This window comes from Kocuria sp. KKT182 (assembly GCF_055635395.1).
In genome coordinates this window covers 1,938,846-1,952,140 of the sequence record NZ_CM145757.1, presented here as the reverse complement: position 1 = coordinate 1,952,140, position 13,295 = coordinate 1,938,846, and the positions used below count along the sequence as shown (strand labels likewise).

14 protein-coding genes and 1 pseudogene are annotated in these 13,295 nt (G+C 72.1%); 6 read left to right on the top strand and 9 right to left on the bottom strand.

Annotation, left to right across the window (positions count from 1 at the left end; translation table 11 throughout):
- The first annotated feature begins 79 nt into the window (after positions 1–79).
- The gene (locus tag ACZ2G1_RS09025; RefSeq protein WP_031282833.1) at positions 80–1,366 is read left to right on the top strand and encodes an adenylosuccinate synthase; all 1,287 of its coding nucleotides are present in this window, start codon (positions 80–82) and stop codon (positions 1,364–1,366) included.
- Between the two features lie 55 nt (positions 1,367–1,421).
- Here the strand turns inward: ACZ2G1_RS09025 and ACZ2G1_RS09020 are convergent, their stop codons facing one another.
- Positions 1,422–1,790 (bottom strand): DUF202 domain-containing protein, encoded by a 369-nt coding sequence (locus ACZ2G1_RS09020; protein WP_035927992.1) that lies wholly within the window; start codon positions 1,788–1,790, stop codon positions 1,422–1,424.
- Between the two features lies 1 nt (position 1,791).
- Positions 1,792–2,178, bottom strand: a complete 387-nt coding sequence (locus ACZ2G1_RS09015; protein WP_095649816.1) for a YidH family protein — start codon at positions 2,176–2,178, stop codon at positions 1,792–1,794.
- A gap of 163 nt (positions 2,179–2,341) precedes the next feature.
- Here ACZ2G1_RS09015 and ACZ2G1_RS09010 point away from each other — a divergent pair, with 163 nt between their 5' ends.
- Together ACZ2G1_RS09010 and ACZ2G1_RS09005 are read left to right on the top strand one after the other, a co-directional pair.
- A complete protein-coding gene (locus tag ACZ2G1_RS09010; protein WP_035927988.1) occupies positions 2,342–3,148 on the top strand; it encodes a carbon-nitrogen hydrolase family protein in 807 nt (268 codons plus the stop codon).
- A 65-nt stretch (positions 3,149–3,213) separates the two neighbouring features.
- Entirely contained in the window at positions 3,214–3,588 is a 375-nt protein-coding gene (locus ACZ2G1_RS09005; protein WP_470377706.1) for a DUF4190 domain-containing protein, read from the top strand.
- A 31-nt stretch (positions 3,589–3,619) separates the two neighbouring features.
- Here the strand turns inward: ACZ2G1_RS09005 and ACZ2G1_RS09000 are convergent, their stop codons facing one another.
- The 7 genes from ACZ2G1_RS09000 to paaA form a co-directional block, all read right to left on the bottom strand.
- The gene (locus ACZ2G1_RS09000; protein ID WP_470377705.1) at positions 3,620–5,602 is read right to left on the bottom strand and encodes a M13 family metallopeptidase; all 1,983 of its coding nucleotides are present in this window, start codon (positions 5,600–5,602) and stop codon (positions 3,620–3,622) included.
- 124 nt (positions 5,603–5,726) lie between these two features.
- Positions 5,727–6,503, bottom strand: coding sequence for an enoyl-CoA hydratase/isomerase family protein (locus ACZ2G1_RS08995; protein ID WP_017833086.1), 777 nt, complete (start codon positions 6,501–6,503; stop codon positions 5,727–5,729).
- Between the two features lie 87 nt (positions 6,504–6,590).
- Positions 6,591–7,751, bottom strand: a complete 1,161-nt coding sequence (gene paaE, locus ACZ2G1_RS08990; RefSeq protein ID WP_017833087.1) for a 1,2-phenylacetyl-CoA epoxidase subunit PaaE — start codon at positions 7,749–7,751, stop codon at positions 6,591–6,593.
- Positions 7,751–8,296, bottom strand: coding sequence for a 1,2-phenylacetyl-CoA epoxidase subunit PaaD (paaD, locus tag ACZ2G1_RS08985; protein ID WP_017833088.1), 546 nt, complete (start codon positions 8,294–8,296; stop codon positions 7,751–7,753). Before paaD ends, paaE begins: the two co-directional genes overlap by 1 nt.
- Before the next feature lie 7 nt (positions 8,297–8,303).
- Positions 8,304–9,131: a 1,2-phenylacetyl-CoA epoxidase subunit PaaC gene (paaC, locus tag ACZ2G1_RS08980; protein ID WP_017833089.1), complete on the bottom strand. Its 828-nt coding sequence runs from the start codon at positions 9,129–9,131 to the stop codon at positions 8,304–8,306.
- Complete coding sequence (paaB, locus tag ACZ2G1_RS08975) at positions 9,128–9,445, bottom strand: 1,2-phenylacetyl-CoA epoxidase subunit PaaB (RefSeq protein ID WP_017833090.1); 318 nt, start codon at positions 9,443–9,445, stop codon at positions 9,128–9,130. Before paaB ends, paaC begins: the two co-directional genes overlap by 4 nt.
- A gap of 2 nt (positions 9,446–9,447) precedes the next feature.
- On the bottom strand, positions 9,448–10,464 hold the full coding sequence (paaA, locus tag ACZ2G1_RS08970; RefSeq protein WP_017833091.1) for a 1,2-phenylacetyl-CoA epoxidase subunit PaaA: 1,017 nt from the start codon (positions 10,462–10,464) through the stop codon (positions 9,448–9,450).
- A gap of 213 nt (positions 10,465–10,677) precedes the next feature.
- Here paaA and ACZ2G1_RS08965 point away from each other — a divergent pair.
- The 3 genes and pseudogenes from ACZ2G1_RS08965 to ACZ2G1_RS08955 all read left to right on the top strand — a co-directional run.
- A pseudogene (locus ACZ2G1_RS08965) lies at positions 10,678–11,073 on the top strand (hotdog fold thioesterase); the annotation flags it as partial.
- Between the two features lie 109 nt (positions 11,074–11,182).
- Positions 11,183–12,526 carry a phenylacetate--CoA ligase family protein gene (locus tag ACZ2G1_RS08960; protein WP_470377704.1) on the top strand — a complete coding sequence of 448 codons (1,344 nt, stop codon included), beginning with the start codon at positions 11,183–11,185 and terminating at the stop codon, positions 12,524–12,526.
- Positions 12,527–12,631: 105 nt separating this feature from the next.
- Positions 12,632–13,255: a TetR/AcrR family transcriptional regulator gene (locus ACZ2G1_RS08955; protein ID WP_035927971.1), complete on the top strand. Its 624-nt coding sequence runs from the start codon at positions 12,632–12,634 to the stop codon at positions 13,253–13,255.
- Positions 13,256–13,295: the final 40 nt, after the last annotated feature.

Genomic DNA, 13,295 nt, shown 5'->3' with positions numbered 1-13,295 from the left:
TTGTCGTGCCCGGCCGGTGCGCGCCTCCGCCGGGGCCCGCGGGAGAAGTCCCGTTCCATCCAGGCAGGAGAGTCGTTCAATGCCAGCAATCGTGATCGTCGGCGCCCAGTGGGGCGACGAGGGCAAGGGCAAGGCCACCGACCTGCTGGGAGGCCGCGTGGACTACGTGGTCAAGCCCAACGGCGGCAACAACGCGGGGCACACCGTGGTGGTGGGCGGCGACAAGTTCGAGCTCAAGCTCCTGCCGGCGGGCATCCTGAGCCCCAACGCCGTCCCCGTGATCGGCAACGGCGTCGTCGTCAATCCCCAGGCCCTCTTCGAGGAGATCGACGGCCTCGAGGCGCGCGGGGCGGACACCTCCCGGCTGCGCGTCTCCGCGAACGCCCACCTCGTGGCCCCGTACCACCAGACGATGGACCAGGTCTCGGAGCGCTTCCTCGGCAAGCGGGCGATCGGCACCACGGGCCGCGGCATCGGGCCCGCCTACATGGACAAGGTCGGCCGGCTCGGCATCCGCGTCCAGGACGTCCTGGACGAGTCGATCCTGCGGCAGAAGATCGAGGGCGCGCTGCGGCAGAAGAACGAGCTGCTCGTGAAGCTCTACAACCGCCGGGACATCGACGTCGAGGAGGTCGTGCAGTACTTCCTGGGCTACGCCGACCGGCTCGCCCCGATGATCGTGGACTCGACCTACCTGCTCAACCAGGCCCTCGACGAGGACAAGGTGGTGCTCATGGAGGGCGGCCAGGCGACCTTCCTCGACGTCGACCACGGCACCTACCCGTTCGTGACGTCCTCCAACCCCACCGCGGGCGGCGCGTCCGTGGGCTCGGGCATCGGGCCGACCCGCATCACCCGGGCGATCGGCATCATCAAGGCCTACACCACCCGCGTGGGCGCCGGGCCGTTCCCCACCGAGCTCTTCGACGAGATGGGCGAGCAGCTGCGCACCACCGGCGGCGAGTTCGGCGTCAACACGGGCCGTCCCCGCCGCACCGGCTGGTACGACGCCGTGATGGCCCGCCACGCCTCCCGGATCAACGGCTTCACCGACTACTTCCTCACCAAGCTCGACGTCCTCACCGGCATCGAGCAGATCCCGGTGTGCGTGGCCTACGACGTCGACGGCGTCCGGCACGACGAGATGCCGATGACCCAGACCGAGTTCCACCACGCGAAGCCGATCTTCGAGCACTTCGCCGGGTGGGAGGAGAACATCACCGGCTGCCGCACCCTGGAGGACCTGCCGGCGAACGCCCGGGCCTACGTCGAGGCGCTCGAGTCGATGAGCGGCACCCGGATGTCCGCGATCGGCGTGGGCCCGGACCGCGACGACACCATCGTGGTGCGCGACCTCATCAACTGATCCCGTCCCCGAGGTCGCACGTGCCGGCGACCTCGTGGGCAGGGCAGGGGAACGCTCAGACGAGGACCAGCACCACCCAGATGCCGAGGGCGCCGAGGGCGAGCATCGCGGCCGAGGTCGCCAGCACGGCCCCGACCTCCGGCTCGGTGCCCTCCTCGACGATGCCGCGGGCGCTGCGGACGTAGCGGGGGCGCTGCGTGACGTAGATCGCCGCCGCCGTGAGGACCGCCAGGCCGAACAGCACCAGCACGAACGGCCCGTGGTGCGGCAGCCAGCGCAGGAAGATCGCCGAGACCACCACGAAGGACATCAGGGTCCGGCCCCAGGCCATCGTGGTGCGCTCCGGCTGCAGCCCGGGGTCCCCGTGCGGCGGCCGCGGGGGGTCCGGGGGCCCCGGAGGGCGGCGGAGCTGCGGGCGGGGCATCTCAGCCCTGCAGGACGACGACGACGAGCACTCCCGCCGCGATCGCCCCGCCCACCGCGAGCACCGGTGCGATCAGGGGCAGGGGCAGCGGGGCCTGGCGCCGCATGCTCCGCTCCACCCCGATCCAGCGGAACGTGGCGCCCGCGCTGAGGAGCATGCTCAGCACCAGCAGCACGATCGCGAGGAACTTCCGCACGCCGTCGTCGAACAGGTCCGCGGTGAACGCCTCGATGGCGATCCCGCCGGCCAGGAACGCGAGCGCGGTCCGGATCCAGGCGAGGAACGTGCGCTCGTTGGCCAGCGTGAACCGGGGGTCGGGGGCGGTGCCGCCGCCGAGCACGCGCTCGGACAGCCGGCGTCGCCCCGGGGTCTCGGACTGCTCGCCCATCGCCTGCCCTTCGCTCGCGCGGTCGTGTCGGCCCCATCCTGCCACGGGCCGTGCCGCGAGCTGTGCCAGGGGCGGGGGCACAGTCGGGGGCACGGGCCGGTCGCGGAGGCACCGGTCGCGGATACAGTGGGAGCTCCAGCCGCGACCCCCGAGGAGGACACCCGTGAAGATCGCCGTCGGACAGTTCGCACCCACCGCCGACACGGCCGAGAACCTGCGGACCATGCGCCGGCTCGCTGAGCGGGCCGCGGCCGGCGGGGCGCAACTGGTGGTGTTCCCGGAGGAGGCCATGTTCTCCGAGCGGCTCCTCGGGGAGGACTTCGAGGAGCTGGTCCTGCGCGGCTGGTCCGGGTTCGTCCAGCAGCTGTCCTTCCTGGCCGCGCAGACCGGCGTCGCCGTGATCGCGGGCGGCTACGAGGGCTCCGCGGACGGGCGACCCTACAACACGCTCGTGGCCGTGGACGCGCAGGGCGCGATCCTCGGCACGTACCGCAAGCTCCACCTCTACGACGCCTTCAGCCACCGGGAGTCCGACCGGATCCGCCCGGGGGACAAGGGCGTCACGGTGGTGCGGATCGGGGAGCTCGCGGTCGGCATGATCACCTGCTACGACCTGCGCTTCCCCGAGATCTGCCGTGCCGTGGTCGACGCCGGGGCGGAGCTGCTCACCGTGCCCGCGGCCTGGTTCGCCGGCGAGCACAAGGTGGACCACTGGCAGGCGCTGCTCAAGGCCCGCGCGATCGAGAACACCGTCTGGGTCGCGGCCGCGGACACCTGCTCCGAGCACACGGTGGGCCGCTCCGCGGTGCTCGACCCGCTCGGCGTGGTGGTCGCCGAGGCCGGGGAGGACGAGACCGTGCTGACCGCCGACGTCACGCGGGAGCGCATCGCCGAGGTGCGCGAGACCGTGCCCGTGCTCGCGAACCGCCGGTTCGGCCCGGCGGAGCTGCTGCCCTCCGACGAGGGCTGAGGCGGCCGCCGCCCCGACCGACCGACCGGCCTGACCGACCGCACCGACGAGCCCTGGAGGACCCCGTGGACGACGACCGCTCCGATGCCCCGCCGCGCCCGGACGGCCCCGGCGGGTCCGGGCACGCCGGCGGCGGCCCGACGACCCCGGGCGGCCCGACGACCCCGTGGGGCCCGCCCCCGCCGTGGCAGGCGGAGCGCTTCGCCGTGGGCCGCAGCCACGCCGACACCGCGCTGATCCTCGGCATCCTGAGCGTGGTGGTGCTGCCTCTGCTGGGTCCCTTCGCGATCTGGCAGGCGCGCGAGGCCGAGAAGCTCGGCACCCCCGCCGTTCCCGGGCGGGTGCTCGGCTGGGTCGGCACCGTCCTGCTCGGCATCCTGGTGCTGTTCCTCGTCCTGTGGCTGGTCGCCGTCGTGTTCCTGATCAGCTCCGGCGGCTGAGCCGGGGGCCGGGACGGATCCCGGCCCCCGGTCACCAGATGCGCACGCGCTCCACCTCGGGCAGCCACAGCGCGTCCGTCTCCTGCACCCCGAACGCCTCGTAGAACGCGGGGACGTTGCGGACCGTCTGGTTCGCCCGGAACTCGTTGGGGGAGTGCGGGTCGGTGGCGATGCGGTGGCGCAGCGCCTCGTCGCGGGACTTCTGCTGCCACACGTAGGCCCAGGACAGGAAGAGTCGCTGCTCGGGGCTGTAGCCGTCGATCAGCTCCCCGGGGCCGAAGGCGCTGCCGGTCTCCCGGGACATCCGCCACGCCTGGTGGGCGATCGTGAGCCCGCCCAGGTCCCCGATGTTCTCCCCGAGGGTGAGCTCGCCGTTGACGTGCGTGCCCTCCTCCGCGAGCTGCTCCGGGACCAGGCGGTCGTACTGGCGCACCAGCTCCGCCGTGCGCTCCTCGAAGGCCTGCCGGTCGGCGTCGGTCCACCAGTTGCGCAGCCGGCCGTCGCCGTCGCAGGTCGAGCCCTTGTCGTCGAAGCCGTGGCCGATCTCGTGGCCGATCACGGAGCCGATCGCGCCGTAGTTCACGGCGTCGTCGGCGTCCTCGTCGAAGAACGGGGGCTGCAGGATCGCGGCCGGGAAGACGATCTCGTTGCGCAGCGGGTGGTAGTAGGCGTTGACCGTCTGCGGGGTCATGAGCCACTCGTGCTTCTCCACCGGCTGGCCCGCCTTGCGGACGAGCTCGGCGAGCCGGAACTCCGTGGTGCGGATCCGGTTGCCCACCAGGTCCTCGGGGTCGATCCGCAGGGAGGAGTAGTCCTTCCACTTCTCGGGGTAGCCGATCTTCGGGGTGAACTGGGAGAGCTTCTTCAGCGCCTCCTGGCGGGTCTCCTCGGTCATCCAGTCCAGGCCCGTGATCGAGACGCGGTAGGCCTCCAGGAGGTTGGCCACGAGCTCGTCCATCCGCTCCTTGGCGGTGGGGGAGAAGTGCGCGGCGACGTAGAGCTCGCCCACGGCCTCGCCGAGGACCCCGTTGACGAGCTCGACCCCGCGCTTCCAGCGGTCCTTGAGCCGCGGGGTCCCCGAGAGCACGGTGCCGTAGAAGGCGAAGTCCTCCTCGACGAACGCGGAGGACAGGTAGGAGGCGCGCGCGGAGACCAGGTGCCAGCGGGCCCAGGACCGCCAGGCCGGCAGCAGCTCGTCGACGAGCAGCTCCTCGACCCCGGTGAAGAAGCTCGGCTGGGCGTTGACCACGGTGCGCAGCGCCGTCGCGGGCAGCTCCGCGCCCTCGGCCAGGAGCCGCCAGTCGAGGACCGCGGCGGAGGCCGCGAGCTCCTCGAAGCCCATGGGGTTGTACATCTTGGTGAGGTCGCGGACCGTGACCTTGTCCCAGTGGTGGGCGGCGATCCGCGTCTCGAGGTCCACCACGGCGCGGGCCTGCTCCTCGGCGTCCTCGACCCCGGCCAGGGACAGCATGGTCCGCACGTGCTCCAGGTACTTCCCGCGGATCGCGGCGTGCTGGTCGTCCCGGTAGTACTCCTCGTCGGGCAGGCCCAGCCCCGACTGCCCCACGAACACGAGCTGGCGCTCGGGGTCGCCCGGGTCGGCGTCGACGTCCACGCCGACCAGGCCGCCCGCACCGCGGCGGATCATCCGGCCCAGGTGGCGCACCAGGCCGGGCACGTCCGCCACGGCGTCGACCTCCGCGAGATCCGGGGCGAGGGGGGAGGCGCCGAGCGCCTCGATCCGCTCCTCGTCCATGAAGGACGCGTAGAGGTTCGCGATCTTGGACTCCACGGCCTCCGGGTCCCCGGCGCGGGCACGGGTGATGAGCTCGCGCACGGCGGCCTCCGCCTGGTCCCGCAGCTCGATGAACGCGCCCACGGACGGCTTGTCGTCGGGGATCTCGGTCCGGCGCTGCCAGGTGCCGTTGACGTGGCGGTAGAGGTCGTCCTGGGGGCGGACGGAGCGGTCGAAGCCGGAGAGGTCGAACACCGAAGAGGTCACCGTGGATGTCATGCCCACCACGTTAACCGGCTCCCGGCGGAGCGGGCGGGCTGTTCCCCGACCGCTTAACCCGGTTCGTCCCGGGTCCGGCCCGCGTGCGCCCCGGGGCCGGACCCGGCGGGACCGTCCTCCCGGGTCAGGACCGGCCGCCGGTGAACCGCGGCGGGCGCTTCTGCTGGAACGCGGCGAAGCCCTCGGCGTAGTCGGCGCTGCGGCACAGCTCGCCCTGCACCCGGTTCTCGTTCTCCACGGACTCCCACAGCCCCAGGCGCTCGTCGCGGATCTGGGCCACGAGCTCGCGGGAGGCGAGGAACGCGCCGGTCGCGCCCTCGGCCACGGCCGCCGCCTTGGCCCGGGTGAGCTCGAGCAGCTCGTCGGCGGGCACCGAACGGCTGAACAGCCCGGAGCGCACGGCCTCCTGGCCGCTCATCAGCTCGGCCGTGTAGATGAGGTCCAGGGTCCGGTGGGCGCCGAGCCGCTCGGTGAACAGGGCGTGCCCGCCCGAGTCGAGGGTCGCGCCCAGGTTCGCGAAGGGGGAGCCGATCTTGGCGCTGTCCGCGACGTAGACCACGTCCGTGGCGATCGCCAGGCCGAGCCCCACGCCCAGGCACGCGCCCTGCACGGCGGCGAACGTCGGGGCGGGGAACCGGGTCATGGCGCGCAGCAGCGGGGTGACCTTCCCGGCCAGGAAGCCGTGGGCGTCGTCGCTCGCGGGGTCCACCGCGGAGATGTCGCGGCCGGCGCAGAAGCCGCGGCCCTCGCCGCGCAGCACGAGGGCCCGGACGCCGGCCCTCGCCGCCTCGGCGTAGGCGTCGCCGAGCTCGGCGAGTGCCGCCTCGTCCAGGGCGTTCATCCTGCCGGGCGCGTTCAGCACCACTTCGGCCACGGATCCGTCGATGGTCAGGTCGATCACTGCTGCTCCTCGGTGAGGTCGGGACTGGGGGCGGGACGGCCCGGGGGCCCGGCACCCGCACGGTGCCGGGCCCCCGGAGCGAGCGGCTCAGGCGTCGAAGTCGACGACGAGCTCCTTGGAGGTGGGACGGGTCTGGCAGGTGAGCACGTAGCCCTTCTCGATCTCATCCTTCTCGAGGGCGTAGTTCTCCTCCATCACGAACTCCCCGGAGACGACCTTCGCGCGGCACGTCCCGCACACCCCGCCGGCGCACGCGAACGGGACGTCGGGGCGGACCCGGAGCGCGGCGTTGAGGACCGTCTCCTGCGCGTTCTTCGGGGACTCGATCGAGCTGGACAGGCCGTCCAGGTTGAACGTGATGTCGTAGCTCTCGCCCGAGGGGTCGGCCTGGACCACGCGGCCCTGCTGGCCCTGGGGGTTCTCGGGGCGGCCGGTGCTGAAGAGCTCGAAGCGGATCTTGTCCTCGGCCACGCCGCGCTCGGCCAGGGTGTCCCGGCACAGCTGGACGAGCTCGAACGGCCCGCACAGGAACCACTCGTCCGTCCGGTCCACCTGGAGCACCTCGTCCAGGATGTCCTGGAGCTTGTCGGCGTCGATCCGCCCGGACATCAGCGGGCTGATCCGCTGCTCGCGGGAGAGCACGTGGTGGACCGCCAGGCGGGACGGGTACTTGTCCTTGAGGTCCCCGAGCTCCTCGGCGAACATGACCTCCATCGCGGAGCGGTTCGCGTAGACGAGGTCGAACGTGGAGGACTCCGAGGCGCGCAGCACGGCCTTGGCGATCGCCATGATCGGGGTGATCCCGGAGCCCGCGGCGAAGGCCACGAGGTGCACCGAGGCGTTCTTCGCGACCTCCTCGGCGGCGAGCCGCTCGGGGTCGTTCATGCTGGTGAGCCCGAGCTTGGAGATGAACGCGCCCTGGGGGTTCATGACGTCGAGCGTGTCGCCGGCCTTCAGGGAGCTGTTGGCCCAGGTGGAGAAGACCCCGCCGATGTCCTGCTTGATCGCCACCCGGATCTCGCCCGGCCGCGGCTCCGCGCAGATCGAGTAGGACCGGCGGACCTCCTGCCCGTCGATGTGGGCGCGCAGCGCCACGTACTGCCCGGGCAGGTAGTCGTAGTCGTCCACGAGCTCCGGGGGCACCGTGAAGGCCACCTCGACGGAGTCCGCGGTGAGCTTGCGGACCTGGGAGACCTCGAGGGTGTTGAACGTGGCCCGGCGCCGGGCGGGGGCGGTGATCTCGGTCATCAGTGCACCTTGAAGTAGTCGAAGGGTTCCAGGCACTCGTTGCAGACGTGGAGCGCCTTGCAGGCGGTGGACCCGAAGCGGGTCAGCTCGCGGGTGTTCAGGGAGTGGCAGCGCGGGCACTTGACGGTGAGCCCCAGCCGGACGGGGCCGGCGGCGGCCCGGCCGCTGGGCGGGGCGATGCCGTACTCGTCCAGCTTGCGCCTGCCCTCGTCGCTCATCCAGTCCGTGGTCCACGCCGGCTGCAGCACGAGGTCGACCCGCACGTCGTCGTAGCCCTCGGCGTTGAGCGCCCGGGTGACGTCCGTGGTGATGGTCTCCATCGCGGGGCACCCGGAGTAGGTCGGGGTGATGACGACGACGGCGCGCGCGCCCTCCAGCCGGGCGTCCCGCAGGATGCCGAGGTCGGCGATGGAGAGCACGGGGACCTCGGGGTCGTTCACCGTGGCGGCGATGTCCCAGACGCGGCCGGCGGCCTCGTCCCGGGGGCGCAGCTCGCGGCCGGTCACCTGCGTGGCGCCCGTCTGCTCGGAGCCGGTCATCGTCATCGCCTCCTCACCAGGTGGCGCCGGGATGCCGGCGGGCCAGCACCTGCATCTCGGCGAGGATGTGGCCGCGCTGCTCGCTGAACTGCCCCGAGCGGTCGCCGCCCCAGGCACCCAGGACCTCGGGGACGGACAGCCCCGCCTCGTCGAGGATCGCGGTGATCCGGCGGTCGAAGTCGGCGCGCAGGGAGGACGGGAGCACGGCGACGTCCCCGAGGGACTCGACGAGCTCGTCGTCGTGGAACAGCTCGTCCACGTAGGGCCACATGTAGGTGAGGCCGGCCTGGACGCGGCGCTTGGACTCCTCCGTGCCGAGGCCCAGGCGCAGGATCCACTGGCTCGCGTGGTCCTGGTGGTACTCGACCTCCTTGAGCGCCTTGTCCGCGATGGCCGCGAGCGTCGGGTCGGTGGAGCGGACGAGGCGGCGGTAGAGCTCGTACTGGTAGTAGGAGAAGATCAGCTGCCGGGCGATGGTCTGCCCGAAGTCGCCGTTCTCCTGCTCCACGAGGCGGCAGGAGCGGAACTCCTCCTCGTCGCGGAAGTAGGCGAGGTCGTCCTCGGTCTTCCCCCACGCGGTGCCCGCGTAGGTGAGCAGGAAGCGGGCGTGCCCGAGCAGGTCCAGGGCGATGTTGGCCAGCGCGATGTCCTCCTCGAGCTCCGGGGCCCGGGCGATCCACCAGCCGAGGCGCTGGGCGAGCATCAGGGCGTCGTCGCCCAGGTACAGGGCGTAGCGGGCCACGTCCTCGGGGGCCTTCGCGCCGCCGGCCCGGATGTCCTCCGCGGTGATGGCGTCGCCCGCGCTCTGCCGGGTCGCGGACTCGTGGGATGCGAAGCTCACAGGTGCTTCACCCCTTCGCTCTTGGTGTAGTACGTGGCGTGGCGGTAGCTCTTGCCCTGGGCGGACTCGAAGAACCCGCCCTTGGAGTCGGGGTCCGAGGCGGTGATGGCCGCGGAGGGCACCACCCACACGGAGGTCCCCTCGTTGCGGCGGGTGTAGAGGTCCCGGGCGTTGCGCACGGCCATCGTGGCGTCCGGGGCGTGCAGGGATCCGGCGTGGACGTGGGAGAGCCCGCGCGAGGACCGCACGAACACCTCCCACAGGGGCCACTCGTCCGAGGGCGCGCCGATCGGGCTCACGGTGTTCTCGCTCATGCTCAGGCTCCGATGAGTTCGGCGGAGGCGCGCTCCGCGGCGGTCTTGCGGGCGTAGGCGGCGGCGGCCTCGCGGACCCAGGCGCCGTCCTCGTGCGCCGTGCGGCGGCGCTGCATGCGCTGGAGGTTGCACGGGCCCCGGCCGCCGACGACGGCCTTGAACTCGTCCCAGTCCAGCGGTCCGTAGTCGTAGTGGCCGCGCTCCTCGTTCCACTTGAGGTCCGGGTCCGGCAGGGTCAGGTCCAGTGCCGCGGCCTGCTCCACGATCATGTCCACGAAGCGCTGGCGCAGCTCGTCGTTGGAGAAGCGCTTGATGTTCCACGCCATGGACTGCTTCGAGTTGGGCGAGTCGTCGTCCGGGGGGCCGAACATCTGCAGCGAGGGGCCGTAGAAGCGGTTCACGGCGTCCTGGGCCATCTGCTTCTGGGCGGGCGTGCCGTGGGAGAGCTCGTAGAGGATCTCCCAGCCCTGGCGCTGGTGGAAGGACTCCTCCTTGCAGATGCGGACCATGGCCCGGCCGTAGGGGCCGTAGGAGGCCCGGCACAGCGGAACCTGGTTGGCGATCGCCGCGCCGTCCACGAGCCAGCCGATGGCGCCCATGTCGGCCCAGGTGCGCGCGGGGTAGTTGAAGATCGAGGAGTACTTGGCCCGGCCGTCCAGCAGCTGCTGGTTGAGCTCGGAGCGGGGGGTGCCCAGGGTCTCGGCGGCGGAGTAGAGGTACAGCCCGTGGCCGGCCTCGTCCTGCACCTTGGCCATGAGGATGGCCTTGCGCTTGAGGGACGGCGCCCGGGAGATCCAGTTGCCCTCCGGCTGCATGCCGATGATCTCGGAGTGGGCGTGCTGCGAGACCTGGCGGACCAGGGTCTTGCGGTAGGCGGCGGGCATCCAGTCGCGCGGCTCGATCCGGGAGTCCTCGGCGATGATGCGGTCGAAGTGCTCCTCGCCCGCGCGGTCCAGCTCCGCCTGCTCGGCCGCGTCCGCGGCGGGCACGGCGTGGAGCCCCGTGTTCTGCGTAGTCATGGTGTCCCTCTTCCGACGAGATGGCGCCGCGGGGCGGGAGGGCCGCACGCGACTAACTGACCGTTCGTTCAGAATATAAGCCCCCCGGGGGTGGCGTCAACAGGTTGCGCCGATGGAGTGCTCCCGCGCTCCTCCGGGGCGGTGCGGGTTGACACGGGCGGCGGAGTGGGATTGTCTACTGAACATTCGGTCGTGAACTGTGAGGAGAGTTACATGTCCCAGGGCCATCCGATCCTCGCGGGGGACCACACCTCGCGCTGGATGGGCATCACCGTGGACCGTGCCGAGTACGGCCACGCCCAGATCCGCATGACCCTGCGGGAGGAGATGCTCAACGGGTTCGGCATCGCCCACGGCGGCATGGTCTTCGCCTTCGCGGACACCTGCTTCGCCCTCGCCTGCAACGACCCCGCCGGGGACGGCACCACCATCACGGTGGCCGCGGGAGTGGACATCAACTTCCTCGCCTCGGCCTACCGCGGGCAGGAGCTCACCGCCGTGGGGACCGTGCGCGCCCAGGCGGGGCGCAGCGGCGTCTACGACATCCAGGTCCTGGCCGACGGCCGGCTCATCGCCGAGTTCCGGGGCCGCAGCCGCACCATCCCCAACCCCGCCCTCCGCGCGGCGACGCCCGCGGAGCGCCCGGCCGGGGACCCGGCCGCGCAGCCCGTCCTGCAGTCCGCCCAGCCGTCCGCCCCGCAGCCCGAGGAAGTCTGACATGACCGAGTGCTCCGTCCCGAACCCCTACACCCCCGCCCCCGCCCCGGCGGACCGGTCGCAGCCGGACCCCGAGGAGACGATGAGCCGGGACCAGGTCGAGTCCCTGCAGGTCGAGCGGCTGCGCTGGACCCTGCACCACGCCTACGAGAACGTCGCCGCCTACACGGAGCTCTTCGACGGGCACGGCGTGCACCCCGGCGACTTCAAGGAGCTCGAGGACCTCCGGCTCTTCCCGTACACGGACAAGGAGTTCCTGCGGAAGGCGTATCCGTTCAAGTCCCTCGCGGTGCCGATGTCCGAGGTCCGGCGGATCCACGCCTCCTCCGGCACCACCGGGCAGCCCACCGTGGTGGCCTACACGCAGAACGACATCGACACCTGGGCGGGCCTCGTGGCCCGCTGCTTCCGGCTCTCGGGCGTGCGCCCCGGGGACAAGGTGCACAACGCCTACGGCTACGGTCTGTTCACGGGCGGGCTCGGTGCCCACTACGGCGCCGAGCGCCTGGGCTGCGCCGTCATCCCGATGTCCGGCGGGCAGACCGAGAAGCAGGTCCAGATGATCCGGGACTTCCAGCCCGAGGCCATCCTCTCGACCCCCACCTACCTGCTGACCATCGCCGACGGCTTCAAGAAGCTCGGCCTGGACCCGCGGGAGACGTCGCTGCGCACCGCGGTGCTCGGGGCGGAGCCCTGGACCGAGGAGATGCGCCGGGAGATCGAGACGGCCTTCGACGTCGGCGCGTGCGACATCTACGGCCTCTCCGAGGTCATGGGCCCCGGCGTGGCCGGCGAGTCCGCCGCGTCCAAGGACGGCTCGCACATCTGGGAGGACCACTTCCGCCCCGAGATCATCGACCCGTTCACGGACGAGGTCCAGGACACCGGCCGGCCCGGCGAGCTCGTGTTCACGGCGCTCACCAAGGAGGCCCTGCCGATCATCCGCTACCGCACCCACGACCTGACCCGCCTGCTGCCCGGCACGGACCGGCCCGGGCACCGGCGGATGGGCCGGATCACGGGCCGTTCCGACGACATGATCATCCTGCGCGGGGTCAACCTGTTCCCCTCCCAGATCGAGGAGCTCGCCCTGCAGGTGCCGGAGCTGAGCCCGCACTTCACGCTCGAGATCACCCGCCCGCACCGGATGGACCAGATGACCATCAACATCGAGCGGCGCGAGCAGGTGACGGTCGAGGCCGCCGAGGCGGGCGGCCAGAAGCTCCTGCACGCCATCAAGACGAAGATCGGCTCCTCGGCCTCGATCCGGATCGCCGAGCCGGGGACCCTCGCCCGGTCCTCCGGCAAGCTGCGCCGCGTCTACGACCACCGCAAGGACGCGTGACGCCCCGGCGCCGACCCGCGCCGCGGCGGGCCCCTGGGGCGGCTCGGGGGCCCGCCGCGGCATAAGATCGTTGTCCTGCCCGTCCCCACCGAGATCGAGGTCCCCATGACGCACGCACCGGCGCCCGCCCCTCCGGACGGCGCGGCCCCGCGCCGGGGCCGGCCCGGCTACGACCGCGAGACGCTGCTCGGCGTGTGCGTGGAGGTCTTCAACGTGCACGGCTACGACGCCACGTCGATGGGCACGCTGTCCAAGCACCTGGGGATCTCCAAGTCCGCGATCTACCACCACGTGGAGTCCAAGGAGGAGATCCTCGAGCAGGCGCTGGGCCGGGCCCTCGACGCGCTCGAGGAGGTCCTGGCCGCCGCCGAGCGGACGCAGGCCCCGGCGGTCGAGCGGCTCGAGCAGGTGATCCGCGGGACCGTTCACGTGCTCGTGGAGCAGATGCCGTACGTGACCCTGCTGCTGCGGCTGCGGGGCAACTCGGAGGTCGAGACGAGGGCGCTCGAGCGCCGCCGCACGGTCACCCGCCGGGTCGGCGCGCTCATCGAGCAGGCGCAGGCGGAGGGCGACCTGCGCCGCGACCTCAGCGGCCGGTCCGCCTCGCGGCTGCTCCTGGGCATGATCAACTCGATCGTCGACTGGTACCGGCCGGACCCGGACAGGGCCGACGACGGGCTGGCCGACACCGTGGTCGCGCTCGCCTTCTCGGGGCTGCGGGCCTCCTGAGCCCTCGCCCGGTCGCTCCGCCGAGCCCCGACCGCGGAGG

What these genes read in the sequence shown, in the direction of transcription:
- ACZ2G1_RS09000 (WP_470377705.1), bottom strand. Translation starts at nt 5,602, where the DNA reads ATGACATCCACGGTGACCTCTTCGGTGTTCGACCTCTCCGGCTTCGAC.
- paaE (WP_017833087.1), bottom strand. Translation starts at nt 7,751, where the DNA reads ATGACCGAGATCACCGCCCCCGCCCGGCGCCGGGCCACGTTCAACACC.
- paaD (WP_017833088.1), bottom strand. Translation starts at nt 8,296, where the DNA reads ATGACGATGACCGGCTCCGAGCAGACGGGCGCCACGCAGGTGACCGGC.
- ACZ2G1_RS09025 (WP_031282833.1), top strand. Translation starts at nt 80, where the DNA reads ATGCCAGCAATCGTGATCGTCGGCGCCCAGTGGGGCGACGAGGGCAAG.
- paaB (WP_017833090.1), bottom strand. Translation starts at nt 9,445, where the DNA reads ATGAGCGAGAACACCGTGAGCCCGATCGGCGCGCCCTCGGACGAGTGG.
- ACZ2G1_RS09020 (WP_035927992.1), bottom strand. Translation starts at nt 1,790, where the DNA reads ATGCCCCGCCCGCAGCTCCGCCGCCCTCCGGGGCCCCCGGACCCCCCG.
- ACZ2G1_RS09015 (WP_095649816.1), bottom strand. Translation starts at nt 2,178, where the DNA reads ATGGGCGAGCAGTCCGAGACCCCGGGGCGACGCCGGCTGTCCGAGCGC.
- ACZ2G1_RS08960 (WP_470377704.1), top strand. Translation starts at nt 11,183, where the DNA reads ATGACCGAGTGCTCCGTCCCGAACCCCTACACCCCCGCCCCCGCCCCG.
- ACZ2G1_RS08955 (WP_035927971.1), top strand. Translation starts at nt 12,632, where the DNA reads ATGACGCACGCACCGGCGCCCGCCCCTCCGGACGGCGCGGCCCCGCGC.
- paaA (WP_017833091.1), bottom strand. Translation starts at nt 10,464, where the DNA reads ATGACTACGCAGAACACGGGGCTCCACGCCGTGCCCGCCGCGGACGCG.